Genomic DNA, 25635 nt, shown 5'->3' on the forward strand with positions numbered 1-25635 from the left:
GACAGGACGCCCCTTGGCGCTATCGGCTTGGCCACCCTGTTTGCCGCAGCGGCCTACCGCGCGAGCGGTTTAGTCCCTTGGCCCCTTTGAGACATGTCCGCCTACCTGAGAATGTCCGTTAACCGGGGTAGACCGGTAGTCGCCGTAGTCCGGCCAAACCGACGCGATTGACCCGTTGCGGAAGTGGTCGGCTTTAGGGGCGCGCTCTCTAAACCTTCGTATCATTCCCTGGCCGCTTTGGATGGCAGGCGCATTACCTACGTTCAATTGAGCGGCTGACCGCGATCGTCCTAAGTTGCACGCGTAGGAAAAGCGCACAGGCCCATGCAGTGCGACGGTGGAAAAGGATGATCGACGAACAGCGACGATAGTACCAAGAGGAGACTACGATGCCCCATTGCTCCGATAATCTTAGATCTGGCGGTGCCGCGCGATGCGCAGTGTGTGATGGCAAGTTTGGTCTCGTCCGGCACTACTCGTGGCGAACCCCGCTTTGTTCCAAGAAGTGCGTCGATCGCTTCAGAACTCGCCGGGAAAGTGACCGCAATTGGGTGAGCTGGCTCCAAATCGCCTTCGACCAGCTGCCCGAGAACCGCACGAGGGCTTGATGACGGCCCAGAACTCACGACGAGGCAAGGAATATTTAGAGATAGCACAGACTTTGCTCCGCGCCGCCAAAACCATGACCGACTCAGCGATTGCGGCTCAGCTTAAGGCCCTCGCTGACGACTACCAGCGGCGAGCTGAGACAGCTTCGCATGTTGATGCGGATGGATGAATTTCCTTGCACAGAGAGATTCCGGGATTGGGTGTGAGATGAACAATCACATTTGGCATGCAACACTTATTGTATTCGCCGTCCTGCCGCCGATTTCTACAATCGGTCACGCCCGCGCCCACGATTATCAGCACCCTGAGTTGAGCAGTTGGTATGAGAGCTTGCACAGCGGCAAAGGGCCCTGCTGCGATGGCAGTGATGCGAAGCGCGTTGATGACGCCGATTGGGAAACTAAGGATGGTCACTATCGCGTGCGCATTGATGGCGAGTGGGTTGATGTTCCGAACGACGCTGTCGTGGATGGACCGAACCGCGCTGGTCGCGCGATGGTCTGGCCCTACTATCTGAACGGCGCTTCCGTTGGCGTCAGATGCTTCATGCCGGGGAGCATGGGCTGATCGCGAGCGCAGGGCGATCAGCAGTTCCCACTGCGGTAACATTGCATGGTTCGGCTGCCAACCCGACCGAGGCGATATGGTCATAGTGATATTCGTACTGGCGATGTGCATTGCCGCGGCGTGCGTGGTCCTGGCGTTGTTGCTCTAACGATAAACAGCCCCGACTAACGCGCGGGCCGCCGGGGCCGGTTACTTTCACTTTCCGAAGCCTTGAAAATATCGACGAAGCCGAGCGTCTGTTTGCGAAGCTGCTAGAAAAACGATTTGACCGTCAGCCCTGCTGCGCGGGCATCCTGTATGAATGTATGCGCTTCCTCATTGGACATTGTAAGGTCAGCGCCGCCGAGAAATTCCTCTCCTTTGGGTGTGTTCGCACGGAGCATCGTCTCGTGTCTGCTTACATCAACCGTATAATCAATGTCGCTTGGTGCTTCGGGCATGGCATCCTCCTCGATCCCGAAGCGAGCATATTGTGTCCATTTCAACCGGTCCTACAAGGCGACACTTGCGAGATAACGCTGCGGCGGGGCCGATCGTGGTTGGGGGCGAAGAAGCGTGCTCAGCATCTGTGGCCAGACCTGCCGTATTGGTCCACACATGGCCCTTCTGCGACCTCGGGCAATGTCCGCTCTTTCGCCGCTGTTGGGGGTTGAGCGAACATCATTCGGCCAGTCGCTCAATGAGTACACGCCCTAGCTGCGGGACCGCGTCGATCTCACCTCTTGTTCTTCGGCGACATTTGGCCTGCCGAGCCCGCATCTCCTCCACCGGCTGCGCCAGAGCTCGAACCCGTCCCGCCTGCTCCGCTCGACGAACCGCTCGAACCGCCACTCGCCCCGGACCCGGCTGCTCAATCAGATCACAAACAAAGGCATTGCTCACATCACTGGAGGATATTAAGGACAATCCAGATCACGGCAGGCTGATTGAAATCGCGAGCCGTGGCGTCCCGTCGCTGGTCGTCAGCTATCTGTACACACCGCTTGGTTTGCCCGCTCCGGGCTATAAACTCACCCACCGGGAGCGAGAGAACTAGATCAAGTCACGCAATGACCGAAGCCGGTTGCGGCGTCATCACCGGCGGCAGGGTTGGGGCAGCTTGCGGTAGTCCTCGCGCTCAGCTGTCAGGACATCGAACGCATAGAATTGGACCTCGTCGTCGTGCTTACGTGAGTGCAGCCCGGCGAAGTCGCTGATGCCATCGACGCCGAGCAGCACGGCCTCGCCATCGAGCACGAACTGTTTGGTGCGTATCTGCGGCGCGGCCATTGGCACACCTTTTCCCCGGCCAACCGCAATAAGGCGTATGAAAGGTCACCACCACCGGATCGGCCAGACATGGCCTTCATTGGCGCGTCCCGTGAGGACATTGTTCCAAGCAAAAGCAAACGTCGCGAGCAGCATGGCGCCGATGCCAACCGGCACGACCAGAAAGCTCCAGGACATGTTGTCGACGACAACAACCAGCGGATCGATGCCGGCGGGCGGGTGAAATGTGCCGGTCAGATGCATTGCGATCATTGCCAAACCAACTGCGATGGCGGCGGCCCACGGCGCTGGACCGCACAATTTCACAACCAGTAGCCCAACCAGCGTGGAGATAAGATGACCGCCGACAAGGGCACGGGGTTGTGCCGGTTCTGCTTTTGGTGAGCCCAATACCGTCACGATCGATGTCGCGAATGGAACCGCGAAGAGCGGAAATGTGCTCTCAATAGAGAACGCCTCCATGTTTCCGATCGCGATTGCGCTCCCGGCCGCTCCGGCAAGGATGGCAAGTAAGCGAGGTCGGTAGGGCATCTGAGCCTGATTTCTAGGTCACGGTTGGCGTCGGCGCCGGCCAAGCGTATTCGGGTTGGAAGTTTGATGATGGCCAGATAAGTTGGCCGCGAGCAGCCGTTACGCCGGAACGCGCTCATGTTTGCCTGAGCGTGCTGGCGAGACCTGATCGAGCACTCGGAACTCGGGCTCGGAGAGCGCCACCGCGGCTGCGGCGATCTCTTCGAAGTGCAGGACCCGAGGCATCGATGATCGTTCGGAGTCCGACGATCTCCAGGTAATTGCACTCTATAACTTCGCCATCCAATCAGCGACGGCCCGTCCGATCTCGTGCGGCGAATCTTCCTGGACGAAATGGAGCCCCGAGATCGTCACCTCGGTCTGCGCTGGGAAGCTGCGGGCCAAGTTGAGAACCGGGCCGTGGGCGAGGATACCACCGGGCTCTGCCCTCAAGAACAGCTTAGGCACATTGCTCGCCGCCAGCCAGTCCGCGTAGGCGTTCACGATCGCAGCCACGTCGGCGGGCTCGCCCTCAATGGGGATCTGCCGGGGCCACGTCAGCGTCGGCCGTCGCCCCTCGCCGGGCTCGGCGAACGGCCGTCGGTACTCCGCCATCTCCTCGGCGGAGAGGGTGCGCAGGATAGCCCCCGGCAGGATCTTCTCGATGAAAAAGTTGTCTTGCAGGACCATCGTCTCGCCTTGCTCGGAACGCAGCCCTTGCAAGGCGGAACGCATTCCGAACTTGTCCCAGTGATCCCAGTACTGCGGCCCCACGATCGCCTCCATGTACGCGATACCCTTCACGGCCTCGCGGTGGCGGTTGGCCCAGTCGAAGCCGAGGGCCGAACCCCAGTCATGGACGACCAAGGTGACCCGCTCGCGCACATCCAGGGCCTCGAGCAGGGCGTCGAGGTAGCGGCGGTGCTCGACGAAGCGATACGAGCCGGGGCCACTGTCAGGCAGCTTGTCGGAGTCGCCCATGCCGATCAGGTCGGGGGCAATGCAGCGGCCTCGTGGCTGCAGGTGCGGCAACACGTTGCGCCAGAGGTACGACGAGGTGGGATTGCCGTGCAGCAGCACGATCGGGTCGCCCTCTCCCACCTCCACGTACGCCATCTCGCTGCCGAGGACCCGCCGCCGCTGCTTTTGGTACGGAAATGCCGCAGAGATCATGTTCGCTTCTCCTCATATTCGCCAACCGAGAAAGCCTTTGAGCCGAATTGCGGACGCCTTACGTGTCGCTTCTCCGTCTGCGCGGTCCTGCGTCTACTGTCCCGATACATTGCACGTCGCGATCGAGTTTGGAGTTGATGCCGCTTCACTTGTGCGATCCGCCAGAAGGCGGTCGATAGAAAGCGGTCCGGGTCCGCCCAAGACGAGAGCCGCCAGGCAAGCGAGGTAAAGGAGATCGGTTTCATAACCCGGCGGCCCGAACTGCGCGCCCGCGGCCGTTATTGCCTGAAGCTTGATTGAGCTGAAGCCATACGGAAGGTGCACGGTGAACATCGCGGTCAAAAGAACGATCGCCATCGGGATACTGGCGAGAGGCACCAGTGCACCAAGCAGTACAGCCAGCCCGCCCAGGATCTCCACCGCGATGGTGAGCCAGCCCAGCAAATGAGGCGCGGGAAGGCCCATCGCCTGCAGGATGGCGGGGAATGCATCGAAGCCCCTCGCCGCCTTGGCGAAGCCGTGTTCCATGAAGCCATATCCAACAATCAGGCGCAGCGGGATCGGAGCCCAGCGGGCGATCGCCGAACAGCTGATCAGTTCGCGGCCTCTCCTTAACATAGCTCATTGATTCCATTGATCTAAATCCGGCTGTGTGGACGCCGTGGTATGACGAGAATTTACCGCGAGCTGGGCTTGACATCAAGAGGTCATGACGTCACGATGACGTTATGTCGCCTATGCCCCTTTACGAAAGTGTCGCGTCCGCTCTGGCGGCCGGCATCGCTGACGGCAGCCTGCCGCCCGGAACTCAATTGCCGCCCGAGGAAAGCCTAATTGACCGATTCAAGGTCAGTCGCCCGACGGTGCGGAAGGCGATCCAGAACCTGATCGAGCGCGGGCTCGTCGAGATCAGGCGGGGCAAGGGCACTTTCGTCACCCAACCGAAGATCATGCAGGAGCTGACCGAGCTAACCGGTTTCGTCGAAGACATGCAGGCATTGGGGCGAACGCCGAGCACCAGCTTGCTCGACCAGCGCATTGTGGCAGCCGACGAAACCGTCGCACGCCACCTTGCCTTGCCAGTTGGGACGCTAGTGTTCAGGCTCCAGCGTGTTCGCCTAGCCGACAGTGTAGTCATATCCTTCGACGAGACTTACTTGCCTCGCGGCTTAGGCGAGAAGGTCGCGGGAAACGACCTTGAGGCCGAACCGGTCTTTGCACTTTTGGAGGAGAAGTACGATACGCCTCTGGTCGAAGCTGAATACAAGCTGGAAGCGGCCGCGGCCGACGCTGTCGCTGCCGAGGCGCTTCAAGTGCCGACCGGCAGTCCGATCTTCCTCATCGAGCGCACGTCCTACACCACCGGCAATCGGCCCGTCGACTATGAGCGGTTACACTATCGCGGCGATCTGATCCGGTTCGTGACGCGCCTTGCCCGACGCACGAGGACCTCAACGCAAACCAGAGATGCCTGACATGGATGCAGGCTTTGGATCCTGGCTGTTCGTCATGTCGTTTGGCGCGAGCGCGCTGGGCGGCATGCTCGGCATGGCCAGCGGCATCTTCATTGTACCCATCCTTACCCTGTTCGGCGGCGTGGACCTCCGCACTGCCATCGGCGCAAGCATCGTCTCGGTGATCGCCTGCTCCTGCGGCAGCGCTGCATCCTTCCTTGAGCGAGGACTCACCAACGTTCGCCTCGCCATCGTGCTGGAGACTACGACGACGCTCGGGGCTCTCACGGGCGTGTTCTTTGTCGGGCTCGTCCCGGTGTCCTTCCTTTACGGCCTGTTCGCTGTGGTGTTGCTGGTATCGGCGCATCAGATGCTCGCCCGGCGCAGCGATCCGGTCGGTATCAGCATTGCCGACCCGCCCGGCAATTGGGCGGACAAACTTCGACTCCACGCGAGCTATCCCGACCATGTGCTCGGCCGTAGCGTCACCTACCAGGTACGACAGCTGCCCCGAGGAATGTTCCTGATGTACGGTGCCGGTCTTATCTCGGCGCTGCTTGGGATTGGCAGCGGCGTACTCAAGATCCCTGCGATGGACACCGCCCTCCGCCTGCCGATCAAGGTGTCCTCGGCAACCTCCAATTTCATGATAGGGGTGACCGCTTCTGCCAGCGCGGGGGCATACTTCATACGAGGCTCCATCGTTCCCGCCATTGCCGGTCCCGTCGCCTTGGGGTCGGTTCTGGGATCAGTCGTCGGAGCCCGCATCTTGATGCGAGTCTCAAATGAAAAAGTGAGGGCCCTGTTTGTTGTAGTGCTTATAGCCCTTGCGGCGCAGATGCTGCTCTCTGCCTTCCACATCGAGTTGTTCGGAAAGGCCGCATGATCGCGGACGACAAGGCGCTCGATGAAACCCGCAGGATGGATCGGCTCCTTGCACGGCAGCTCAAATACGGTATCTGGCTCGCGTCGGGCGTGACCGCGCTCGGGATGATCGTTGCCCTCTTCGGCCGATGCATCGTCCCGCATGGGCATACCATGACGCTGGGCACGAGCATCGTCGGGAAAGGCATCGCGCTCATCATCCTGCTCCCGATCCTACGCGTTATCTTGATGCTGATCGTGTTCTTGCGCGAGCGGGACTATCTCTTCGGGACGATCTCCGGCATCGTTCTCATAACGATTGGCGTCAGTGTAGTGGCCGGTCTTTATGGACCTGCAATCCACTGAAGGCGAGATTTTGTCGATGAGGATATTCACCTCAGCAAAAGCCCCCCGCGAAGCTGATGTTCACCGAAAAGCTGTAGCTCGGATCGCAATTTCCGCGCTGTGTAACGAAGAGTAGATCCCAGGGGCCATCGTAAGAGGTTCGTGCTTCGGCGGCCGTCGCGGCGGCAAGGCAGGCGCAGCCGGCGATAGTCGCTATCAGTCGCTTGTTCATTGTCTTCTCCTAGATTGAAGGTGATGGGCATGCCGTTGGAGCTCGCCCGGTCCAAAATCACCTGCTACTGATTGTTAATCGCAAACCAGAACGCGTCGGTGGCGACTGTAGGCGTAGTAGCAGTCGCCCTCGGAAGAGTAGCCGCGTCCATAGGCATAGCCCGCAGCGGCGCCGGCGTAAGCGCTCGCTGCATAAGCCGCGCGATAGCCGTACCGTGACCCACCGTACCGGCCGTAGCTTCCGAACCGGTTGTAGGTCACCGATGTGGCGCGCGTGGCGTTCGCAAGCGCCGGTCCGCCCCGCCCGCCCTCTGCGAGAGCACCGCGCGGCCCAGGTCCGGCATCGAGACGAGGCGCCGGACCACCGAGGCCGGCACGTGGTGCACCGCCAAGCCCCATCGGAGGGCGAGCCGCGAATGCCGGGGGGCCCCCCGCAGCCAGCGGCGGCCCGCCGGCTGCGATTGGCGGAGGCCCGGCCATTGGAGGCGGCGGCGGGAATTGTCCAAACGCCGCAGGTGGCGATAGCATCGCGGTGCCGAGAATCGTGCCAAGGGTTAACATCAGAATGGTCGTGCGTGACATGGTGTTGCTGTTTCTCAAGACTGCGTTTCAGGGATGGGAGTCGGCTGCGACTCGCGAGCGTGTTCATGAGGCGCGCCGTGCACGGGAGTGTCGTGCACAGGCACGGCCGGCTCCTCCGTCGATGTTTGACCGCCGTGATCGGGGTGAATGCGAAACCAGGCAACATACAGCGCCGGCAGGAACAGCAGCGTCAGCAGCGTGCCGACGATGATGCCGCCCATCATGGCGTAGGCCATCGGCCCCCAGAAAATCTCGCGCGCGATCGGAATGAGCGCGAGACTTGCGGCGGCGGCCGTGAGCAGGATCGGTCGCATGCGATGCTCGGTTGCCTCTACCACGGCATCCCAGGCCGGCCTGCCTTCTTTCTTGAGATTTTCAATCTGCACGATCAGGATCACGGAGTTTCGGACCAAGATGCCGATGAGGGCAAGCACGCCGAGGATGGCGACGAAGCCCAGCGGCGCGCCGCTTGGCAGCATGGCCATGACCACGCCGATCAACGCGAGCGGCGCGACCGCGAACACCAGGAACAGGCGCGAAAAGCTCTGCAGCTGTACCATCAGCACGGTCGCCATGACGAACAGCATCAACGGCACAACCGCGACGATCGGCCCCTGGCTCTTGGCGCTCTCCTCCACTGAGCCGCCGATCTTGATCGCGTAGCCCGCAGGAAGCTGCTTGGTAAATTCCGCCACCTTCGGCGCGAGCTGGTCGACGACCGTCTTCGGCTGAACGTTGCTGACGACGGCGGCTTTCAGCGTGATGGTCGGAATCCGCGCGCGGCGCCAGATCGTGGGCTGCTCCAGCTCGTAGCGCAGATTGGCGACGGCCCCGAGCGGCACCGATTGGCCGCCGAGCCCGGTCATCTGGAGATCGCGCAGCGTGTCGATCGAGGCGCGTTCCCGCGCGGTCGCTCGTCCGGTGACATTGACGAGATAGATGCTGTCGCGCACCTGCGTGACCGACGAGCCCTGCAGCACCGAGTTCAGGGTGGTGGCGATGTCTTCCGAGGTGACGCCGAGCTGACGCGCCTTGTCTTGGAGCACATCGACCTTGACGACGCGCGCCGGCTCCATCCAGTCGAACACCACGTTGCCGAGGTCGGGACTGCTGCGAATGACGCCTGCAAGCTTCTGCGAGAGGTCGCGGACCTCGGCGATGTCGGGACCGCTCAGGCGGTATTGCACCGGACGGCCGACGGGAGGGCCGACCTCGAGCAGCTTGACGTAGGTGTCGGTGCCCGGGAACGTCTTTCTCAAATAGTCCTCGAACTGCGACTTGAGCTTGTCGCGCGCGGCGATGCCGCCCTTGGTCACGATCACCTGCTGACCGAACCAGGTGTTGGCGGTCTGCACGTCGAACGACAGCACGAAGCGCGGCGCACCAGTGCCGACATAGCTGGACCAGTGCTCGACCGAATTATTGCCCTGCAACTGCTCGCGCTCGAAGCGCGCCATCTGCGTGTTGGTCTCGGTGATCGAAGCGTTCTGCGGCAGGTTCCAGTCGATCACCAGCTCGGCACGGTCGGACGAGGGGAAGAACTGCTGTTGCACGAACTGCAAGCCGAACAGGGCGAGAAGGAACGCGCCGGCCGTCACGGCGACGGTGCTCCAGCGGTGATACATGCAGAACAGGAGCAGGCGTGCGAACATCTGCGCCAGGCGGCCCTTCTGCTCGTGATGTCCCTTCATTTTGGCCGGCAGGATGGTGACACCGAGAAGCGGCGTGAACAAGACGGCCACGATCCAAGAGACGATCAGAGATACCGCGATCACCACGAATAAGGTGAAGGTGAACTCGCCGGCGTTGCTGCTGTTGAGCCCGATCGGGATGAAGCCGGCCACGGTGACAAGCGTTCCAGTCAGCATCGGGAATGCGGTCGAGGTATAGACGTGGGTTGCCGCCTTCTCCGAGGGATCGCCGATCTCAAGCCGCGCCACCATCATCTCGACCGCGATCATGGCGTCGTCGACCAAGAGGCCAAGCGCGATGATCAGGGCCCCCAGCGAAATGCGTTGCAGCGAGATGCCGCAATAGGCCATCACGACGAAGGTGATCGCGAGCACGAGCGGAATAGCGATGGCGACCACGAGCCCCGCCCGCAAGCCCAGGCTCAGGAAGCTGATACCGAGCACGATGATCACGGCCTCGAACAGCGCTTCGGTAAAGCCCGAAACGGCATGCTCGACCACGACGGGCTGGTCGGCAACGAGGTGGACCCCGACGCCGATCGGCAGGTCGGCGACGATCTTCGTCATCTCCTCCTTCAGCGCCTCGCCGAACTGGAGCAGGTTGGCACCGGACTTCATGCCGATCGCGAGCGCAATGGCGGGCTGACCGTTGTATCTGAACAGCGTCGACGGCGGATCGGCGTAGCCGCGCGCGATGGTCGCAACATCGGTCAGCGGGAAGAAGCGATCGTTGATGCGGAGATTGACCGCCTTGAGGCTAGCCTCCGATGTGAACTGGCCATTCACGCGGACACTGATCCGCTCCGGCCCCTCCTGGAACACGCCGGAGGGCGCCACCGCGTTCTGGCCCTGCAGCGAATTCATGATGGCGTGGACATCGAGGCCGAGGGCAGCGATCTTGCGGGTAGAAAACTCGAGATAAATCACCTCATCCTGCGCGCCGAGAATGTCGACCTTACCGACATCGGGCACCGTCAGCACCTTGGCCCGGATGTCCTCGACCTGGTCGCGGAGCTGTCGCTGGCTCAAGCCGTCGCTCGTGAAGGCATAGACATTGCCGAACACGTCGCCAAAACGGTCGTTGAAGCCGGGTCCGATCACACCTTGCGGGAAATCGCCTTTGATGTCTGCAATCATGTTGCGGACGCGCACCCACGTCGGCTTGACGTCGGCCGCCTTGGTCGAATCGCGCAGGTACACGAAGACGGTGGTCTGGCCCGCGACCGTCACGCTCTTGGTGTAGTCGAGCGATTCGAGTTCCTCCAGCTTCTTCTCGATCCGATCGGTGACCTGGCGCGTCATCTCCTCGGGCGAGGCGCCGGGCCATTGCGCCTGGATCACCATGGTCTTGATCGTGAAATCAGGGTCTTCCTGGCGCCCCAACTGGAGATAGGCAAACAAGCCGGCCGCCATGAAGGCGATCATGAAATACCAGACGAGGGAGCGATGGCCGAGCGCCCAGTCAGAAAGGTTGAACGACTTCATGGCTCTTGATCCTGTTCGATGCGGACGTGCTGTCCCGGCTTGAGGCTGTGAATTCCGGCGGTGACGACGCGGGTGCCTGCGGCAAGCCCGCCGGTGACGCGGATACCCGCCTGTTCGGTGACACCATCGATCTTCTGCAGTGAGACGGTGTTGGTGGCCTTATCGACCACCCAGACGAAATCAGTCCCGTCCTTCGCGAGCACCGCCGACAACGGCAAGCGCAAGACCTTGGCTTGGTCCTTGCCGAGCTTTGCCGTGACGGTCGCGCCGAGACGGAAGCTTTCGGGCGGGTTGTCGAGCGCAATCCGGACGCGTCGCAGCCGCGTCACCGCATCGGCCTGCGGCGCGATTTCGCGCATCCTGCCCTCGACCTGAACGGTGGGGAGGAGCTGCAGGCTGACGCTGAACGGGAGACCAACTTCGAGCGGCACGGGCAGGTCTTCCCCGATATCGACGACCGCCTCGCGAATGTCCGGGCGCGCGACCGTCACCACGGTTTGACCGGGCGAGACCACCTGGCCGACTTCCGCGCCGACGGCGGTGACGACGCCGCCGAAGTCGGCCTTGATCTGGGCATAGCCGAGTTGCTCGATCGCCTTGGTCAGGTTCGCCTGCTCCTGCGCGACGCTTGCTTCGGCGCCGGCGCGGGCCTGCTCGGCATTGTCCAGCGTCTGCCTGGTGGTCGCATCGCTGGTGATGAGCGCGCGTTGCCGCTCCTCCGTGGCCTTGGTCGTCGCAAGCTGCGCCTCGGCCTTCGCAAGCTGAGCTTTGGCCGCGCGAACGGCGAGATCGAGTGCGGTGGGATCGATCGTCCCGATGATTTGCCCTTCGCTGACGATGTCGCCAACGTAGACCGGGCGCGAAGTCAGCCGTCCGAGTACGCGAAAACCAAGATTGGTCTTGTAGCGCGGCTCGACCGTGCCGACGGCAAGCGTGCTGTCATTGTTGTCGGGCTTGGCCAGCATTGAGAGCACGGGGCGCACGGGCTCCGGCGCGTTCGTCTCCTGCTGACAGCCGGTGAGCAACGAGGCCGCCGCGAGCGTGCCGGCGATCATCATGACCTGTCGCTTCATGACCGACCTCCCTCCTCAGTGACCGACTGGCCCAGGCTCAGAAGCTTGCCGCCGTCGACGACGACGCGCTCGCCGGGCTCGAGGCCCCCCTTGATCAGCACCTGACCGGCTTCATAGGCGCCGACCGTGACCGGCTTCAGCGACGCTGTCTGCGTTTTCGGGTCGACGGTCCAGACGGCAGGCCTGCTGCCCGCGGCCATCAGCGCGCTCCAGGGCAAGGTGATCTCCTTCTGAGCTTTCGCCTTGACCGTTCCCGAGACGGCGCTGCCCAGCGTCATCTGAGCCGGCGGGTTCTCGATGGACACCTTGACGCGGATCGTGGAGCTCTTCGCGTCGATGGCCGGTGAAATCTCCCTCACCTCACCCGTTGCTGCCACGCTGGGATCGGAGACCAGCGCCAGCGTCACGCGGCGGCTGTCGGTCTGGCCCAGGAAAACTGATTCGTAGACCTCGAAGACCGCATCCCGCTCCCCGTCCTGCGCGAGCGAGAACACGGGTTGGGCAGCCGGAACGACCTGGCCGACCTCGATACTTCGCGCGGTAATGACGCCGTCCGCTTCAGCACGCAGGATGGTATATCCGAGCGCATCGCGCGAGGTACCCAGCTGCGCCCTGGCCGCCTCCAGCACACCCTCTGCGGTTCGCAGACCTTCCTGGGCCTGGTCGTAAACGGTCCGGGTGGTGAAGCCGCTTGCGATCAGCGCTTTCTGTCGCTCGAACGTTGCCTTCGCCACGCGCAGCTGGGCTTCCGCGGAAGCCACTGCCGCCGTCGCAGCATCGACATCAGCCTGTTGCTCGGCGGGATCGAGACGGGCGAGGACGTCGCCCTTGTTGACGTGATCACCGACGTCAACGGTACGAGCGATCACACGTCCGCTGACACGGAACGAAAGATCGGCACGGAAGCGCGCCTGAACCTCGCCCGTCAACGTGATGGCGGCTTGCCGGTCGCGCGGCTGCACGATCGTGGTACGGACCAGCGTTGCCCGTGTGGCCGTCTGCGCCGCGTGATCGTTGCAACCGGTCAGCGCAACGCTGGCAAGCACCGCCGCTGCGGCGAGGGTCTTCGCCGCATGAGGCGTTCGAACGGGGTTCGAGATTTGGCTTTTCATAGCGCGTCCGTATGATGGGAAGGAGACAACAGCGCGCCAAGCGCATCGGCGGATTGGCGGGGGACAATCATTTCGCTTTCTTGCTGGCGCAGGAGTCCCGCAAGGGGATCGGTCTCAACGGTGGGCTCGCGTTGATCGGACGCCGCGCTTGCCGTGAGCAGGGCTTCATTTGAAGCGGTGGCTCTGGTGCGGCGCGGAGCCCTCATCTGGCGCGTTGCGATTGACCAGTTTGCGCCCCGTTCGCGCTCAGTCAGCGGGAACGAGAAAACAATCGAGGTGAATTCGGCGCCGAAACCCTGCTCGATCCGACCGCTGAGCGCCCTCGCGATTTCCTTCGCAATTCGCAATTCGCGATCCGAGACATCGCGGGCGGGACGCGTTCCGTTGTCCAGGATCACGCAGTTCACCAGCGCGCCGGTGCGCGTCAGCTTGATCTTGATCTGCCCGGCCCGCGCGTCGAAGCAGGCGTGCCGTGCCGCGTGCATCACGAGCTCATGGACGATCAGGCCCAGATGCCAGCAGCGCTTCGGCTGGAGCGCGATGGACTGGGTCGCGAATGCCAGTTGAATGTTCATCCGGTCCAGCAGCGCCCGGCGCATGCCACAGCCGAGCTTGCGAAGGTGGGTCGCGGCATGGATCAGCGTGTCGCTCGTTGGCATGGCCAGCGCACGATGCACGTCGGCGTAGCCATGCAGCAGCTCGACGATATCGCCGAGCGCGCATTTGGCTTCCGTCCCCTCGACCCGGATGACCGCGGCGGAGACCAGGTCGATGGCCAAGGCAACACCGTTGGTGACCCTGCGATTCAGCTCGCGCAGCAGCACGCCTTCCTGCAAGCCGGACGGGGCTGGGCTCAAAACAGTCACGACATTCTCCTCATTCGGCTCGAACGACGGGGGTCCACCGTCCCGGCACCTTTGGGACCCCGATCTCTTGAGATCACTCGCCAGGCTCACGAAACACGATGAGCTGGCGGATAAATAAACTATACCGTATATTTTCTTTTTCTTGCCTTTCTTCGCGAGCCATGTCAAGTGGGAAAGCGACGCGCACAGACTCGTGATTTCGGAGGACCCACAATGAAGAAGACGAAGCGAGGCAGACCGCCCAAGGATCTGGCCGGCGACGCGCCGGCGCGCATTCTCGATGCAGCCCAGCAGCTGTTTCTGGAGAAGGGCTATCGCAGCGCCAGCATCGACGACATTTCCGAGCTTGCGCCTGCAAGCAAGCCGACGATCTACGCCCACTTCCCCGGCAAGGAAGCGTTGTTCGCGGCGGTGGTGGCCCGCACCGTCGACGGCTTGATGGACTTCGAGGACTTCTCGCCCGAAGGCCGCACCATCGAGGACAAGTTGATGAGCCTCGGCACAACCCTTGTCGACAGGGTCATCGAAGAGTCATTGGGCATGGTGCGCGCGACGATCGCGGAATCGCAGCGCTTTCCCGAACTGAGCCGCAACGTGCACGACGCTGCGCGCGATCGCTCGCTCGCCGCGGTATCCCAACTGCTGGACGACGCCACGCAAAGACTCGCGCGCACCCCGAGGGGCCCTTTCAGCGCCAAGCGAAGCCGTGCTACCGCGCAGATTTTTCTCGACCTGATTCTGCTACCGATGCTGTTCCGGTCGCTGGTCGGTGAAACTCAGAAGGACCTGAAGAAGGAACTTCCGGGCTTCGTGCGCGAGCGCGTCGGCTTTTTCCTGGCAGCCTGCGAAACGGACTGGTCATAGTAAGTGTCTGCTTTGGACGCTTGGCCTGGAAGCATTCGCATCAGCCGGCGGCCTTGAGCTGCACGTGAGCTGTCATCTCGGCCGGCTGCAGGAATGGCCCACGACGCAAAGCACCCGTACAAAATCTCAACATCTCGTCGAAGCTTGGCCGCAGCGTCGCAGCCCCGACCCGCGATGGGTTGAGATAGACATCCATGGCTTCCAGCAGGCAGCAGGTCAGCGCCATTGGACTGCCGCCCTGCAGTTCGCCGCGTGCTTGCCCGGCGCCGACGATCGGTCGCACCAGCCCTCGGATCCTGTCGTCGTAGGTGAGGATGACCGTCCAGTTTTGACGGACGGCCAGAGTTATCAAATCCTGCAGTCGCCGATGCTTCGCCGGTCGAGCTTCATTGCAGTCGGCGATGGCCTTCAGGATTGCGGCCAGGCGCCGTAGCACTGGCCCACTGGCGCGGGCCGCTTCGGCCGCGGCACTGACCGTCTCCTCGAGCACCTCCTGCACCACAGCCTCCTCGATCGCCCCCCTCGAGGGAAAGAACCGATAGACGTTGGCTGAGGACATCGACAAGTGCCGCGCAATATCGGCGACGGTGGTCTTGTTGTGTCCCATCTCGCGATAGAGATGGATAGCAGCCTGCACGATCCTTCGGCGAGCGCTCCTCGTTCGGTCGTCAATCTCTTCGCGCATAACGTCGCTCACTCCGCCGGAAGGTTCACCAACTCGCGGCGGCAGGCCTCTCCGAAATCGCGCAAGGGATCCATCTCCTCGATGAATTTGGGGAGATCGACGAATGTGCGATTGGGCGAGAGATACGCTTCGATGATCAGGTGCCCGGCTCTCTCGGCGGCCTGAACGACCTCGTTGCTCGACAAGATCCGCATGCGTCCGATCAGCGTATAGAGGCTGACCAACTGCGGAATTTCGGCCTGATCATTGACCAGGGCCTCGGCATAGAGCCGTGATCCCTCCTCGATGAAGCTATGGTACAATTGTTCGCGCTTCGAAAACGAGCGGGCATGATGACGCTCGCGACGCCTTCGGCGTCCGCTAAACCATCCACTGACGATGGTCGAGACCGCGCCGAACGCAGAGCCGCCGAAGGCAGCCAAGGCCGGGATGTATACCGTGCTCATAAGATCGCTCCTGTCTCCTGTCGCAGTGCGGATGTGGTTCAAGGCAGTGCCTGGTCACATCACGCCGCAACGTCGTTCGTTATCTGCCCCTGACTGATCCGGTGGATGCCTGCTCGAACACAGCCTTACAGCCTTCGCTCAGATCCGATTTCCTGAGGCGCAGACACGCTTCGACTCCCGATGGATCGGGAATGTAGGCACTGCACAGGCGAAAGGCGTCGGGGGTGCAAGCCGCTCGCTGCTCGAGTGTGCCCTGGTTCTCCTGGGCAAAACCTGCTGCGCTGCCAAGCGCGACTACGGCCGCTGCGAATAACGCCGGCATCAATCTCGTCATGCCAGATCCCTTCTCTGCTCGAGGCTTCTGGTTGAACCTGGCGGAGCCTCGCCACCTTGATCCTGCACACGCGCTTGTGACGCACTCGTCTTGACTCAGGCACTGGCGCGTGATTTATATGAACTATACGGTGTATTTTATTAAGGAGGCGCGGAATGTCAACACTGCTGTTCGCGTTGATACGCGAAAATCCGTTGCCCGGCCTCGCCGCCGCATCGCTGAACGTCATTGTCGCATTGTGCCTCGTGGCACTGAGCGTGCTGCTTGGCGTCACGATCGCGATGATCGCGTGGGCTCATACGCTCGCCGCGCGCCAGCCCAGCACCGTCGGGCTGGAGCGGAGGACGGTCGCATGACGCCGCCCCTGCTGATCGCCCGCGACTGCATCATCTACTGGGTCAACGTCTGGATCGCGCCGGTCGAATGCGTGTTCGACGTGATCGAGTCCGAGCTCGCGCGCAGAGGCATTGCGCTTGATGAAATCGACCCGCTGACGCACACGGCGTGAGGAAGAAGTGGGAACCGAGATGCTGAACTTCATCGAAGTCTTTGACGGGATGGAAGTGGACCGGACCAGCGGCGAAGTCGTGTGGACCGGTGTGACCGGAACACGGACAGCGCTCCAGCGTGACGGACTCATGATCGATCCAAAGGCCGCAGCCTATTGTCCAACCGAATGGCCCGACGAGCGCGGCTATCTCGATGCCGAACGTGCGCGCCGGCATCTGCGCCCGTGGAGTATCTGACGATGCGACAACGTAATGCCGTTGTCGGGAGCCGCGTGCCGTGAGCCGACGATCCGTCATGTCAATGCACGCGAGCCGATCGAACGGGACCGCCCTTCCCTTGTGCGGCTATTTTCTGTCGGTCGGCGGCGCCCTGCTCTGCTTGCTTTGGGCGAGCGGCTGGGTGCTCCCGGCCCAACCGCCAAGCCGCTTCGCAAAGCCGGATACTGCGCGGCCTCCGATCCGCATCGACTCGGACGTGAAGGGGCCGGAGCGCGTCGTGATCGATACAAATCAGTCGCCGCTCACACTCTCCGACAAGGAGATCGTCGTCGCTCACACGGCCGTCGCAGGCGATTGACCAACCAGACCGAGATTGATCCGATGTCGAAGCAGCACTTGTTTGCCCTGATCATGTGGTCCGCCACGCTCGCCGCGACAGCCGCCGTCGCTGACGTTCAAAAATCTGCAGCTGCAGACAGCCGAAGCACGAGCGCGCAAAGCCAGGCCGAGGAGGCCGCTATCCAGCGCGTTCTCTCGGAATTCCGCACGATACGCGTCCCGCTCAGCCGGGCGATCGCGATCGCGGAGCGCCTGCATGACGGTTCGAAGACCGCCTACATCAGCTTCGAGATCGACAGCCAGCCCGTCTACCGCGTTCGCACGACCCGGAATGAGCACGTTTGGGAGAACGCCATCGACGCAAATACCGAGAGCATTACCGGGAAGGAGATGACGTCGTCGCTGCAGGAACTCGATCGGGAGGACCTCGCCAACATCCTTGCCTTGAAGGGGATCAAGCCCGAATTGTCCGATGCCGTGCAGGTCGCCGAGAAAGCCGCGGCCGGCAGCGCGCTGGCCGGTGGACTGATACGACAGGATGGCAAACTCAACTTCGTGATCGTCGTCGCCTCCGGGGACCATTTGAAGGAGGTGCTGCTCGAGCCTCCCAAGATCGGAAAGCAAGACACGAGTCGCCATTAACACGAGCATGTTCATCAGCACTCAAAGAGCACACAAGCCATGAACTTCCAGCCTCGATCACAGCTATCATCGGCACAACGGCAGCTTCCTTTCGACTGCATCGCGCTGCTGCTGCAAGGCGGAGGTGCGCTTGGCGCGTACCAGGCGGGCGTGTACGAAGCCTTGGCCGAAGCCAGCATTCATCCCGACTGGGTTGCTGGCATATCGATCGGGGCCATCAATGCCGCCATCATCGCCGGCAACCCGCCCGAGTCCCGTGTTGACCGCCTGCGCGATTTTTGGACCCAAGTCACCTCGACCGCGCCCTGGGATTGGTCCGGCAATCCCTTCCTGGATTGGACGCGGAGCGACAATACGCGAAACCTCATCAACCAGATGAGCGCCGGTCTGGCGGCCACGTGTGGCGCTACCGGATTCTTCTCTGCCCGTCCCGTTCTGCCCTGGCTGCAGCCCGGCGGAGCCAGCGATGCGACCAGCATCTATGACACGTGCGCGCTCAAGACCACGCTGGAGCGCCTGGTTGACTTCGATCGTATCAATGCCGGTCTGACGCGCTTCAGCGCCGGCGCGGTCAACGTCCGAACGGGTAATTTCGTCTATTTCGACAACACGATCCATACGATCCGGCCGGAGCACATCATGGCGAGCGGCGCACTGCCGCCAGGCTTTCCGGCGGTGGAGATCGAGGGCGAGCACTATTGGGACGGCGGTCTCGTCTCAAACACGCCGCTGCAATGGGTAATCGAATCTGATGCTCCGCAGGACATGCTCGCATTCCAGGTCGACCTCTGGAGCGCGCGCGGTCAACTTCCCCGCAACATGGCTGAGGTCGTCACGCGGCACAAGGAAATCCAGTATTCGAGCCGCACGCGCGCCAGCACCGACCAGTTCAAGCATGTGCAGCGCCTGCGGCGCGCACTAACGGATCTACTGGGGAGGCTGCCCGACGATCTCAGTCAGCATGAGACCGTGAAACTGCTCAACACGGCGGTCTCGCGGAACGTCTACAATATCGTCCACCTGATCTATCGCGCGCGTAATCACGAGGGGCACTCCAAGGATTACGAGTTCTCGCGCCTGTCAATGCAGGACCATTGGCAAGCCGGCTACCACGACGCTCTGCGCACTCTGCGCCATCCCGAGGTGCTCGCCCGGCCATCGAGTCCCGACGGGGTCTTCACCTTCGATCTCGAACATGACGGCCGCGAGTAACCCAACCTCATCGCCTGGAGATAACCCAAATGCGCGAGACAGATGTGAAACAACGAGCCTTCGCAATGCCACTGACCAACCCGGCCTATCCACCCGGGCCATACCGGTTCGTCGATCGCGAATACCTGATCATCACCTATCGTACTGATCCGACAAAGCTCCGGGCAGTGGTTCCGGATCCGCTCGAGGTCGACGAGCGAGAAGCTCTCGTCAAATACGAGTTCATCCGCATGCCCGATTCCAACGGCTTTGGCGACTACACGGAAAGCGGACAGGTCATCCCCGTCTCCTTCCGTGGACGCAAGGGCGGCTACACACATTGCATGTTTCTCAACGACGAAGGACCGATTGCGGGCGGACGCGAGCTCTGGGGCTTTCCGAAGAAGCTTGCGCAACCGACCTGCGAACCGAGATCGACACGCTGATCGGTACGCTGGATTACGGCCCGCTCCGGGTCGCCACGGGCACGATGGGCTACAAGCACCGCGAGGCCGATCTGGCGAACGTCAACGCTGCTCTCAAGGAGCCGAACTTCCTGCTCAAGATCATCCCGCACGTCGACGGCACCCCACGCATCTGCGAGCTCGTTCAGTACCATCTCGAGGACATCGTGCTGAAGGGCGCCTGGACCGGACCGGCGGCCTTGGCGCTCTCACCACACGCACTAGCGCCGGTAGCAGAACTGCCGGTACTGGAGATCGTCGCCGCCGTTCACATCCGTGCTGACCTCACGCTCGGGCTCGGGACGGTGATGCACGACTATCTGGGACAGCCGGCTCGCGGCTCGATTCGAGCCCGTGAGAGAGCCTTGGTCTTTTAATTTCAACTGCGCGCCGCGACCCGGGAGCGGCGACCCTATCAGCATCTAAGAGGAACTATAGAGATGGGAATTCTGAACGGTAAGACCGCGGTCGTCACGGGCTCGACCAGCGGGATTGGCCTCGCCTGCGCGCGGGCCTTCGCCAGCGCCGGCGCCAACGTCGTGATCAATGGCATGGGCGCGCCTGCCGATGTCGAGAAGGCCCGGACTGCGATCGAACGAGATTTCGCCGTCAAGGCGATCTATTCGCCCGCGGACATGACCAAACCGAGCGAGATCGCCGAGTTGATCGCGCTCGCAGAGAACACTTTCGGCAGCGTCGACATCCTCGTCAATAATGCCGGCATCCAGCATGTTTCGCCGATCGAAGAGTTCCCCGCCGAGAAGTGGGATGCGGTCATCGCGATCAACCTGTCCGCCGCCTTCCACGCCATTCGCGCGGCGGTGCCGGGTATGAAGACGCGCGGCTGGGGCCGCATCATCACCACGGCTTCGGCGCATTCGCTGGTCGCCTCGCCTTTCAAGTCCGCCTATGTCGCGGCCAAGCACGGTATTGCGGGCCTCACCAAGACGGTGGCGCTGGAGCTCGCGCGCTCGAAGATTACCTGCAATTGCATCAGCCCCGGCTACGTCTGGACGCCCCTCGTGGAGAAGCAGATCCCGAACACGATGGCGGCTCGTCGCATGCGGAGGGACGAAGTCATCAACGATGTCTTGCTCGCCGCGCAGCCCACGAAGGAGTTCGTCACCGTGGAGCAGGTCGCTGCGCTCGCGCTGTTTCTGTGCAGCGACGACGCTGCGCAGATCACCGGCGCAAACCTCTCGATGGATGGAGGCTGGACGGCCGCGTAGTTCGTTCAATTCATGGAGCTTTCAATCATGGCTGTAGTTGAAGAAACGAGGCTAAAGGAGACTAGGCGCGTTTCTGAGCTCAATCTCGAAGAGGATAACCGCTTGGTCAACGCCCTGCGCATGGGCGAGGAGGTCTTCAATGCGGATGTGCCGCCCCCCGATGCCGAGCTGAGGGCTCCGAGCGACTTCTATGCGGCGATTGCTTCAGGACCGCCGCGCACTCGGTCCAATGCCCCGGGATGAAGAGGTAAGGCTGCTTCCCTGTCTCGCGGCCTGATGGACGCGACAGAGAACGAACCGGCTGTTGACCCAAGTCAACATCAGTAAAGCCGAACCAGGAGATCATCCAATTCGAACAGTCAACGGAGACAGTCATGCCAGAGCATAGCAGCACGCATTTGTATCTGAATTGGGCCAAGGAGCGCATCGACGAAATGGATGCCGCCCTCGCCTCGTTCGACGTGAGGGTCGGCGCGGCCAAGGCCGAATCCAAGATTAAGGCCGAGCAGATCATCGCCGATCTGAAGAAGCGCCGCGACGAATTCCAGGTGCAGCTCAAGGCACAAGCCGAAGCCGGCGAAGCGGCCTTGGCACGCAGCAGGACGGAGCTCGAGAAGCAATGGGCTGGCTTCGAAGGGCGGATGAAGATCTATTTCGAAAGCGCCGGCAGGCAGGTCGAGCAGCAGCAGGCCACCTTCAAGGACATCGCCGCCGCGCAGGCAAAGGCCTGGCGCGAGGCCGCCGACAAGTTCCGTGAGGCGGCCAGCAAGGTGGCCGCAAGTCACGCCGGGGACTTCGATGCCGCCCTCAAGCAGATGAAATCCGATGCATCCGAAGCGGAAGCTCGTCTGCAGAAGCTGAAGCAGGCCGGTGGCGAGTCATGGTCCGTTCTAAGCGCAGCGCTCGCGGAATCCCGCAAGGCGTTCGATCAGGCCAATCAGGCAGCTTGGAATGCGCTGAGGGGCTCTGGCTCGAAGAGCTAACACTCCCTCGGATCAACACGTGACATCATCGATCCGGCGTTGGCAGGTCGGCCCATGCGCTCCTACAGAGCCAGGTGCTAGGCACTCAATGTAACCAGCGCGCCGACCTGCTGTTCGTGTCCGGTAAACGGGAGTGTTGCGAGAACGATAAACCGCTTCAGCGAGGCCGCACCGAAGGGCGGCTATGAGAGAAGCTCAAAATACATGGTTCACCTTGTATACGCTTCTGGGACATGCGGGCCGAACGTCCGGTTTGCGCCAAGAGTGCTGCCTCCTTCAACTCAGGCTTAGGCCCTCCCAGCTCCGTCCTTTTGCACGCTAGAATGCCCCACAATACACAGTTCGCGAAAGCAGGATGAAGGTCAGAGCGCGATAGCTTAAGTACTGGCCTATATGAAAGGAGCTGGAGAACTGCCCCACCAAAACCTACGAAAAACCCCGCGAAAGTAGCCAGCCACACTACTCCCACTCTATCATTTCGAACGACGTTTCGTCGTTGATTTACAAGCACAAATTTTCAAGTTTGACGGACAAATGCCGACGGCATACCCGCCGCAATTTTTTCGGTCTTGAATTCACAGAAATAATTGGCCCTCACGAAGCATTGGCAATTCCGCCACCATCGGAGTCTATCGACTAGATGGCGCGCCGCGTGCGCAATCAAGACGACACAGCTCGACTGGCACAGAGCTGCAGATACCGTCAGAGATCAGGAAAAGACCTTTGGTCCCGGGCCGCTCCTCCCACTGCCATACAGGTCCGCTCCGCATTCGTAAGCTGCCCTCTCCGTCAATTCGGATCGTGCCCTTAGCTGACCTCAGACCCCGCCCGCTCAAGGTCCGCTTTCAAGCGGATAAGAGAAGTGCTCGCACTCGCTAGATCCGCGCAAGTGCCATGCCTGTCGACTCGTCCAGCCTGCCGACCAGTGCATCCTGAATTTCCCGATCCGCCGCTCGATCAGCCGGCTGCCGACGATCGATCTATCGCATCATCCGAAATTTGGAGTATCACCCGCTTGCCCTCAACGATCGATGCCATCTGCTGCACATCGTCACCCCACGCTTCTACGATGGCCGCGTCGGGCGCCGCGATTTCGAGCGCCAACTGCGACCGCACCTTACGCAGCTTGTCAGCGGCGGGCAATGATGCGGTTCTACCCTCCGCGGACGAGTGATCCATTACGTTCGCTCCTGCAGCACCTTTGGTGGGACGGGAAGTCTCATTGCCGACGAATTTGGGCGACCGCTTCGCTTTGAAGGCGCGCCGGGCCTCTTGAGCGTCTTCACTCGCGAAGGCACGACGGATGTTGGCGAGCTCGAACCGGAGCTGGCTCTCCATGTCGATGCATTCGACCCCTCTGACCAGACCTCGCTTTAGGAGCCGCAGGGTTATCGGCGACCAGGAGCAGAGTTCGTCGCAATAGGCATCCCGCGCGGCCAATCGGCCGATTGCGGACCAGTCAAGCTTATCACCGCCGTGCGCGAACAAGGTCAGAAACCGATCTCGCAAGAGGCTCGCAAGCGGCATCGGAACGCGCAGTTCATCGGCGGCGGCGAGGACGAGCCGGATGTCCTTGTAGCCGAGCGGTGCAGCGAAACCCGGCGGCTCGAACTTCCCCTCGATGATCAGTTTTCCGTAGGTCTTGTAGACAGGAGCGCTGAAGAGGGTTGAGGTCAAAATCTCAAGATATTGCTCCGGGTCAATGCCCTCCTTCCCCACGAGCGCAATGGCTTCGCCGAGAGCCTCGATGACCGAGGCGATGAGAAAATTGCCGCTGAGCTTGAGGAGGCTGGCTGCCTTCGGCTGATCGGAGATCACGAAGGTCCGTCGGCCGATTGCTTCCAGCACCGGACTCACCTCGGCGATGGTATCCGGACTACCGCCGGCAACAACGGTCAGTTCTCCGGCCGCGGCGACATCGGGACGCCCGAACACCGGCGCCGCAACGAAGCGCTGGCCGGCAGCGAGATGGTCGGCGCCAAGTCGTTCGCAAAGAGCCACGCTGATCGTACTTGATGAAATGTGGACGGCGCCCCTGCGGAGACTGGCGCGCAGCCCCTGATTACCATAGACGACACTCTCGACCGCGGCATCATTGGCGGGCATCGTGATGACCACGTCTCCGGCGCACGCATCCGATGCGTGCTTGGCAGGAATGGCGCCCCTTCTCACCAACCCGTCCGCCTTGGATGGGGTGCGGTTGTAGACGGTGACCTCGTACCCGGCGTTCAGCAGAGACGCCGCCATGCCGGAGCCCATCTGGCCCAATCCTATGAAACCAACCTTCATAACTTCGCTCCTCCGTCGTTCGCATTCGCCACGAGCGATCAGCTTCGGATTGCGCCGCAGCACAACTAGGCTGGCAACGATCCGTTGATCGTACGCGGCATCGCGAGCAAACGATCAATCGCAGCCAGCGCAAACCGCTGGCAGGCCTCGTCGACCAGAACACCGTCGTTTATCTTCTCGGCGACGCCGCCGATCACAACCTGCGGACCAGGGACAATGCGCGCCTGGATCGCGAGCAGCGTCTCGTTGAGCTGTGCATGGGCACGCACGCCACCCGTGAAGGCCGGCGAAACCGACATGACAAGGACAGGCTTTCCGATCAGCACAGATTTCCCGAACGGACGCGACGCCCAGTCCAGCGCGTTTTTCAGCACGCCGGGAATACCGTGATTGCATTCCGGCGTGACAATGACAACGCCGTCGCTGGCATCTATGGCTTGCCGAAAGTCTCGCACCTCCCCCGGCGTGGCTGCCCCATCGTCATCTTCACTGTAGAGCGGCAGCCGCAGATCACGAATCTCAAGCGTTGCCATTGGGGCAAGATGATCTCGAAGGCTGGACAATACGGCGGCTGAATAGGAGGCCTTGCGAGCGATTTCACGCCGAGCATCCCGGAGTCGAGGTCAGATTGCGTCAAGGCAGTGCAACAGAGCTCATTGAAAGGGTCAGAGGCGGCCGGCTCGACCTAGCATTCTTGCCGATGGGCGAATCCCCTGCCGACATCAAAGCCGACATGATCGCCTGCGAGGCCCTTGTCGTTGCATGTGCTCCGAACCATCCCTTGGCCGACGCGAGTAACGTCTCCCTCGCCAGTCTGAAGGATGAGCCTTTTGTCGATTTCGAGCCCGATTGGGGTACGCGAAAATTAGTCGATCAGGGATTTTTCGGGGCTGGCATCAGCCGGCATATCGCATTCGAAGTCAGCGATCTCGAGACGTTGCTTGAGCTGGTAAGGCGGGGGATGGGAATTGCTCTTCTTCCCGAGGCGATTGCAGAAGCACGCCAGCCCTCGCTTGGAATAGCCCGGCTCGCCGAGCCTGAAATCTGCTGGGAATTGGTCGTGGCTTATCTCGCTTCGGAAGACGCAGACAACCCGGGACCGCCCGACCACGCGGCCCGTACCTTTCTGAAGCTGTTGAACAGCGATACCTAAGTCTGATTGTCGCCGTTTCTATCGCGAGAAGGGCGGATGGTAGCTTCGGGACTGCGACAAGACATACTTGCCGCCGTGAAGCACATAAGTTTGCAGCAGACAGGCCGGCCCATCGCACACCTTCGGCGCACTCGGGCAGTAAAGGGCCGAGTAGTCGAGCCGGATTACGTTCGAATGATTGTCGTATGTCGCGAAATAGTGGCCGGCTTCCGCGTGCGCGCCGCATCTCGAAAGAACCACCCTTCTTACCTCGGGAGGAAGACGTTCGATGCGCGCCGCACTGAAGGGAGGATCAGGCGGTACGACCGGCACGGCAATAGCCGGATACGTGAACGTCAACACGATGGTGGTTGCCGAGATCTGTATCAATTTCATTCGAGACATCCTGCAATTGGCCCACCAGCGTTCAGACGCTGTGGACATGGCAGGAAGACCTGACGTCTAGCTGAACAGATCG

Annotated in this window: 31 protein-coding genes and 1 pseudogene; 16 read left to right on the top strand and 16 right to left on the bottom strand. The window is 61.7% G+C overall.

Features of this window, described 5'->3' with window-relative positions:
• Window positions 1–816: 816 nt before the first annotated feature.
• On the top strand, window positions 817–1176 hold the full coding sequence (locus tag AC5ZG5_RS39145; protein ID WP_130231117.1) for a hypothetical protein: 360 nt from the start codon (window positions 817–819) through the stop codon (window positions 1174–1176).
• A 251-nt stretch (window positions 1177–1427) separates the two neighbouring features.
• On the opposite strand, the gene AC5ZG5_RS39150 is transcribed toward AC5ZG5_RS39145, so the two are convergent.
• From AC5ZG5_RS39150 to AC5ZG5_RS39170, 5 genes are all read right to left on the bottom strand, one after another.
• Window positions 1428–1616 carry a hypothetical protein gene (locus AC5ZG5_RS39150; RefSeq protein ID WP_130231115.1) on the bottom strand — a complete coding sequence of 63 codons (189 nt, stop codon included), beginning with the start codon at window positions 1614–1616 and terminating at the stop codon, window positions 1428–1430.
• Between the two features lie 634 nt (window positions 1617–2250).
• Window positions 2251–2445 (bottom strand): hypothetical protein, encoded by a 195-nt coding sequence (locus tag AC5ZG5_RS39155; RefSeq protein ID WP_456646160.1) that lies wholly within the window; start codon window positions 2443–2445, stop codon window positions 2251–2253.
• A 45-nt stretch (window positions 2446–2490) separates the two neighbouring features.
• Window positions 2491–2976 (bottom strand): HPP family protein, encoded by a 486-nt coding sequence (locus AC5ZG5_RS39160; protein WP_080664103.1) that lies wholly within the window; start codon window positions 2974–2976, stop codon window positions 2491–2493.
• Window positions 2977–3243: 267 nt separating this feature from the next.
• On the bottom strand, window positions 3244–4128 hold the full coding sequence (locus AC5ZG5_RS39165; RefSeq protein ID WP_028168524.1) for a haloalkane dehalogenase: 885 nt from the start codon (window positions 4126–4128) through the stop codon (window positions 3244–3246).
• Between the two features lie 93 nt (window positions 4129–4221).
• Complete coding sequence (locus tag AC5ZG5_RS39170; RefSeq protein ID WP_456646161.1) at window positions 4222–4746, bottom strand: DoxX family protein; 525 nt, start codon at window positions 4744–4746, stop codon at window positions 4222–4224.
• A gap of 110 nt (window positions 4747–4856) precedes the next feature.
• Here AC5ZG5_RS39170 and AC5ZG5_RS39175 point away from each other — a divergent pair, with 110 nt between their 5' ends.
• Genes AC5ZG5_RS39175 through AC5ZG5_RS39185 form a run of 3 tightly spaced genes read left to right on the top strand, consistent with a single transcriptional unit; the run spans window position 4857 to window position 6812 of the window.
• Window positions 4857–5603 (top strand): GntR family transcriptional regulator, encoded by a 747-nt coding sequence (locus AC5ZG5_RS39175; RefSeq protein ID WP_456646162.1) that lies wholly within the window; start codon window positions 4857–4859, stop codon window positions 5601–5603.
• Window positions 5596–6468, top strand: coding sequence for a sulfite exporter TauE/SafE family protein (locus AC5ZG5_RS39180; RefSeq protein WP_207231172.1), 873 nt, complete (start codon window positions 5596–5598; stop codon window positions 6466–6468). The genes AC5ZG5_RS39175 and AC5ZG5_RS39180 overlap by 8 nt, the downstream gene beginning before the upstream one ends.
• Window positions 6465–6812, top strand: a complete 348-nt coding sequence (locus tag AC5ZG5_RS39185; RefSeq protein WP_130231111.1) for a DUF1634 domain-containing protein — start codon at window positions 6465–6467, stop codon at window positions 6810–6812. The genes AC5ZG5_RS39180 and AC5ZG5_RS39185 overlap by 4 nt, the downstream gene beginning before the upstream one ends.
• A 31-nt stretch (window positions 6813–6843) precedes the next feature.
• Here the strand turns inward: AC5ZG5_RS39185 and AC5ZG5_RS39190 are convergent, their stop codons facing one another.
• From AC5ZG5_RS39190 to AC5ZG5_RS39215, 6 genes are all read right to left on the bottom strand, one after another.
• On the bottom strand, window positions 6844–7023 hold the full coding sequence (locus AC5ZG5_RS39190; RefSeq protein ID WP_130231109.1) for a hypothetical protein: 180 nt from the start codon (window positions 7021–7023) through the stop codon (window positions 6844–6846).
• Between the two features lie 74 nt (window positions 7024–7097).
• Complete coding sequence (locus AC5ZG5_RS39195) at window positions 7098–7604, bottom strand: hypothetical protein (RefSeq protein WP_456646163.1); 507 nt, start codon at window positions 7602–7604, stop codon at window positions 7098–7100.
• Window positions 7605–7618: 14 nt separating this feature from the next.
• Window positions 7619–10780, bottom strand: a complete 3162-nt coding sequence (locus AC5ZG5_RS39200; RefSeq protein WP_456646164.1) for an efflux RND transporter permease subunit — start codon at window positions 10778–10780, stop codon at window positions 7619–7621.
• Window positions 10777–11853: an efflux RND transporter periplasmic adaptor subunit gene (locus tag AC5ZG5_RS39205; RefSeq protein ID WP_456646165.1), complete on the bottom strand. Its 1077-nt coding sequence runs from the start codon at window positions 11851–11853 to the stop codon at window positions 10777–10779. The genes AC5ZG5_RS39200 and AC5ZG5_RS39205 overlap by 4 nt, the downstream gene beginning before the upstream one ends.
• Window positions 11850–12965 (bottom strand): efflux RND transporter periplasmic adaptor subunit, encoded by a 1116-nt coding sequence (locus AC5ZG5_RS39210; protein WP_456646166.1) that lies wholly within the window; start codon window positions 12963–12965, stop codon window positions 11850–11852. The genes AC5ZG5_RS39205 and AC5ZG5_RS39210 overlap by 4 nt, the downstream gene beginning before the upstream one ends.
• Window positions 12962–13789 carry a sensor histidine kinase family protein gene (locus AC5ZG5_RS39215; protein WP_245474942.1) on the bottom strand — a complete coding sequence of 276 codons (828 nt, stop codon included), beginning with the start codon at window positions 13787–13789 and terminating at the stop codon, window positions 12962–12964. The genes AC5ZG5_RS39210 and AC5ZG5_RS39215 overlap by 4 nt, the downstream gene beginning before the upstream one ends.
• A gap of 255 nt (window positions 13790–14044) precedes the next feature.
• Between AC5ZG5_RS39215 and AC5ZG5_RS39220 the strand changes: the two genes are divergently transcribed.
• Window positions 14045–14695 (top strand): TetR/AcrR family transcriptional regulator, encoded by a 651-nt coding sequence (locus AC5ZG5_RS39220; protein WP_456646167.1) that lies wholly within the window; start codon window positions 14045–14047, stop codon window positions 14693–14695.
• Between the two features lie 40 nt (window positions 14696–14735).
• Here AC5ZG5_RS39220 and AC5ZG5_RS39225 read toward each other — a convergent pair whose 3' ends face one another.
• Together AC5ZG5_RS39225 and AC5ZG5_RS39230 are read right to left on the bottom strand one after the other, a co-directional pair.
• Complete coding sequence (locus tag AC5ZG5_RS39225; protein ID WP_456646168.1) at window positions 14736–15332, bottom strand: TetR/AcrR family transcriptional regulator; 597 nt, start codon at window positions 15330–15332, stop codon at window positions 14736–14738.
• 56 nt (window positions 15333–15388) lie between these two features.
• On the bottom strand, window positions 15389–15826 hold the full coding sequence (locus AC5ZG5_RS39230; RefSeq protein ID WP_456646169.1) for a hypothetical protein: 438 nt from the start codon (window positions 15824–15826) through the stop codon (window positions 15389–15391).
• 489 nt (window positions 15827–16315) lie between these two features.
• Here AC5ZG5_RS39230 and AC5ZG5_RS39235 point away from each other — a divergent pair, with 489 nt between their 5' ends.
• The 10 genes and pseudogenes from AC5ZG5_RS39235 (at window position 16316) to AC5ZG5_RS39280 (ending at window position 21736) form a co-directional block, all read left to right on the top strand.
• Complete coding sequence (locus AC5ZG5_RS39235; RefSeq protein WP_456646170.1) at window positions 16316–16516, top strand: hypothetical protein; 201 nt, start codon at window positions 16316–16318, stop codon at window positions 16514–16516.
• Entirely contained in the window at window positions 16513–16668 is a 156-nt protein-coding gene (locus AC5ZG5_RS39240) for a hypothetical protein (protein ID WP_456646171.1), read from the top strand. The genes AC5ZG5_RS39235 and AC5ZG5_RS39240 overlap by 4 nt, the downstream gene beginning before the upstream one ends.
• 19 nt (window positions 16669–16687) lie before the next feature.
• A complete protein-coding gene (locus AC5ZG5_RS39245) occupies window positions 16688–16906 on the top strand; it encodes a hypothetical protein (protein WP_456646172.1) in 219 nt (72 codons plus the stop codon).
• A 58-nt stretch (window positions 16907–16964) separates the two neighbouring features.
• The gene (locus AC5ZG5_RS39250) at window positions 16965–17246 is read left to right on the top strand and encodes a hypothetical protein (RefSeq protein WP_456646173.1); all 282 of its coding nucleotides are present in this window, start codon (window positions 16965–16967) and stop codon (window positions 17244–17246) included.
• Window positions 17247–17269: 23 nt separating this feature from the next.
• Window positions 17270–17869: a PepSY domain-containing protein gene (locus AC5ZG5_RS39255; protein ID WP_456646174.1), complete on the top strand. Its 600-nt coding sequence runs from the start codon at window positions 17270–17272 to the stop codon at window positions 17867–17869.
• A 39-nt stretch (window positions 17870–17908) separates the two neighbouring features.
• On the top strand, window positions 17909–19081 hold the full coding sequence (locus AC5ZG5_RS39260; RefSeq protein WP_456646175.1) for a DUF3734 domain-containing protein: 1173 nt from the start codon (window positions 17909–17911) through the stop codon (window positions 19079–19081).
• Window positions 19082–19110: 29 nt separating this feature from the next.
• Window positions 19111–19901, top strand: a pseudogene (locus tag AC5ZG5_RS39265) (acetoacetate decarboxylase).
• A 63-nt stretch (window positions 19902–19964) separates the two neighbouring features.
• Window positions 19965–20753, top strand: coding sequence for a 3-hydroxybutyrate dehydrogenase (locus tag AC5ZG5_RS39270; protein ID WP_456646177.1), 789 nt, complete (start codon window positions 19965–19967; stop codon window positions 20751–20753).
• Window positions 20754–20780: 27 nt separating this feature from the next.
• Window positions 20781–20996 (top strand): hypothetical protein, encoded by a 216-nt coding sequence (locus tag AC5ZG5_RS39275; RefSeq protein WP_130228597.1) that lies wholly within the window; start codon window positions 20781–20783, stop codon window positions 20994–20996.
• Window positions 20997–21127: 131 nt separating this feature from the next.
• The gene (locus AC5ZG5_RS39280) at window positions 21128–21736 is read left to right on the top strand and encodes a sll1863 family stress response protein (RefSeq protein WP_456646178.1); all 609 of its coding nucleotides are present in this window, start codon (window positions 21128–21130) and stop codon (window positions 21734–21736) included.
• 957 nt (window positions 21737–22693) lie between these two features.
• Here AC5ZG5_RS39280 and AC5ZG5_RS39285 read toward each other — a convergent pair.
• Window positions 22694–24025 carry an NAD(P)-binding domain-containing protein gene (locus AC5ZG5_RS39285; protein WP_456646179.1) on the bottom strand — a complete coding sequence of 444 codons (1332 nt, stop codon included), beginning with the start codon at window positions 24023–24025 and terminating at the stop codon, window positions 22694–22696.
• Window positions 24026–24090: 65 nt separating this feature from the next.
• The gene (locus AC5ZG5_RS39290) at window positions 24091–24621 is read right to left on the bottom strand and encodes an NADPH-dependent FMN reductase (RefSeq protein ID WP_456646196.1); all 531 of its coding nucleotides are present in this window, start codon (window positions 24619–24621) and stop codon (window positions 24091–24093) included.
• Here AC5ZG5_RS39290 and AC5ZG5_RS39295 point away from each other — a divergent pair.
• Entirely contained in the window at window positions 24558–25178 is a 621-nt protein-coding gene (locus tag AC5ZG5_RS39295; protein WP_456646180.1) for a LysR substrate-binding domain-containing protein, read from the top strand. The two genes, AC5ZG5_RS39290 and AC5ZG5_RS39295, sit on opposite strands and share 64 nt — an antisense overlap.
• Before the next feature lie 18 nt (window positions 25179–25196).
• Here AC5ZG5_RS39295 and AC5ZG5_RS39300 read toward each other — a convergent pair whose 3' ends face one another.
• Window positions 25197–25553, bottom strand: coding sequence for a hypothetical protein (locus AC5ZG5_RS39300; protein WP_456646181.1), 357 nt, complete (start codon window positions 25551–25553; stop codon window positions 25197–25199).
• Between the last annotated feature and the right edge of the window lie 82 nt (window positions 25554–25635).

Source organism: Bradyrhizobium sp. Ses1 (genome assembly GCF_059512365.1).

Excerpts from the sequence above, each read along its gene's own strand:
- AC5ZG5_RS39145 (WP_130231117.1), top strand. The coding sequence starts at position 817 with ATGAACAATCACATTTGGCATGCAACACTTATTGTATTCGCCGTCCTG.
- AC5ZG5_RS39150 (WP_130231115.1), bottom strand. The coding sequence starts at position 1,616 with ATGCCCGAAGCACCAAGCGACATTGATTATACGGTTGATGTAAGCAGA.
- AC5ZG5_RS39155 (WP_456646160.1), bottom strand. The coding sequence starts at position 2,445 with ATGGCCGCGCCGCAGATACGCACCAAACAGTTCGTGCTCGATGGCGAG.
- AC5ZG5_RS39160 (WP_080664103.1), bottom strand. The coding sequence starts at position 2,976 with ATGCCCTACCGACCTCGCTTACTTGCCATCCTTGCCGGAGCGGCCGGG.
- AC5ZG5_RS39165 (WP_028168524.1), bottom strand. The coding sequence starts at position 4,128 with ATGATCTCTGCGGCATTTCCGTACCAAAAGCAGCGGCGGCGGGTCCTC.
- AC5ZG5_RS39170 (WP_456646161.1), bottom strand. The coding sequence starts at position 4,746 with ATGTTAAGGAGAGGCCGCGAACTGATCAGCTGTTCGGCGATCGCCCGC.
- AC5ZG5_RS39175 (WP_456646162.1), top strand. The coding sequence starts at position 4,857 with ATGTCGCCTATGCCCCTTTACGAAAGTGTCGCGTCCGCTCTGGCGGCC.
- AC5ZG5_RS39180 (WP_207231172.1), top strand. The coding sequence starts at position 5,596 with ATGCCTGACATGGATGCAGGCTTTGGATCCTGGCTGTTCGTCATGTCG.
- AC5ZG5_RS39185 (WP_130231111.1), top strand. The coding sequence starts at position 6,465 with ATGATCGCGGACGACAAGGCGCTCGATGAAACCCGCAGGATGGATCGG.
- AC5ZG5_RS39190 (WP_130231109.1), bottom strand. The coding sequence starts at position 7,023 with ATGAACAAGCGACTGATAGCGACTATCGCCGGCTGCGCCTGCCTTGCC.
- AC5ZG5_RS39195 (WP_456646163.1), bottom strand. The coding sequence starts at position 7,604 with ATGTCACGCACGACCATTCTGATGTTAACCCTTGGCACGATTCTCGGC.
- AC5ZG5_RS39200 (WP_456646164.1), bottom strand. The coding sequence starts at position 10,780 with ATGAAGTCGTTCAACCTTTCTGACTGGGCGCTCGGCCATCGCTCCCTC.
- AC5ZG5_RS39205 (WP_456646165.1), bottom strand. The coding sequence starts at position 11,853 with ATGAAGCGACAGGTCATGATGATCGCCGGCACGCTCGCGGCGGCCTCG.
- AC5ZG5_RS39210 (WP_456646166.1), bottom strand. The coding sequence starts at position 12,965 with ATGAAAAGCCAAATCTCGAACCCCGTTCGAACGCCTCATGCGGCGAAG.
- AC5ZG5_RS39220 (WP_456646167.1), top strand. The coding sequence starts at position 14,045 with ATGAAGAAGACGAAGCGAGGCAGACCGCCCAAGGATCTGGCCGGCGAC.
- AC5ZG5_RS39230 (WP_456646169.1), bottom strand. The coding sequence starts at position 15,826 with ATGAGCACGGTATACATCCCGGCCTTGGCTGCCTTCGGCGGCTCTGCG.
- AC5ZG5_RS39235 (WP_456646170.1), top strand. The coding sequence starts at position 16,316 with ATGTCAACACTGCTGTTCGCGTTGATACGCGAAAATCCGTTGCCCGGC.
- AC5ZG5_RS39240 (WP_456646171.1), top strand. The coding sequence starts at position 16,513 with ATGACGCCGCCCCTGCTGATCGCCCGCGACTGCATCATCTACTGGGTC.
- AC5ZG5_RS39245 (WP_456646172.1), top strand. The coding sequence starts at position 16,688 with ATGCTGAACTTCATCGAAGTCTTTGACGGGATGGAAGTGGACCGGACC.
- AC5ZG5_RS39250 (WP_456646173.1), top strand. The coding sequence starts at position 16,965 with ATGTCAATGCACGCGAGCCGATCGAACGGGACCGCCCTTCCCTTGTGC.
- AC5ZG5_RS39255 (WP_456646174.1), top strand. The coding sequence starts at position 17,270 with ATGTCGAAGCAGCACTTGTTTGCCCTGATCATGTGGTCCGCCACGCTC.
- AC5ZG5_RS39260 (WP_456646175.1), top strand. The coding sequence starts at position 17,909 with ATGAACTTCCAGCCTCGATCACAGCTATCATCGGCACAACGGCAGCTT.
- AC5ZG5_RS39270 (WP_456646177.1), top strand. The coding sequence starts at position 19,965 with ATGGGAATTCTGAACGGTAAGACCGCGGTCGTCACGGGCTCGACCAGC.
- AC5ZG5_RS39275 (WP_130228597.1), top strand. The coding sequence starts at position 20,781 with ATGGCTGTAGTTGAAGAAACGAGGCTAAAGGAGACTAGGCGCGTTTCT.
- AC5ZG5_RS39280 (WP_456646178.1), top strand. The coding sequence starts at position 21,128 with ATGCCAGAGCATAGCAGCACGCATTTGTATCTGAATTGGGCCAAGGAG.
- AC5ZG5_RS39285 (WP_456646179.1), bottom strand. The coding sequence starts at position 24,025 with ATGAAGGTTGGTTTCATAGGATTGGGCCAGATGGGCTCCGGCATGGCG.
- AC5ZG5_RS39300 (WP_456646181.1), bottom strand. The coding sequence starts at position 25,553 with ATGAAATTGATACAGATCTCGGCAACCACCATCGTGTTGACGTTCACG.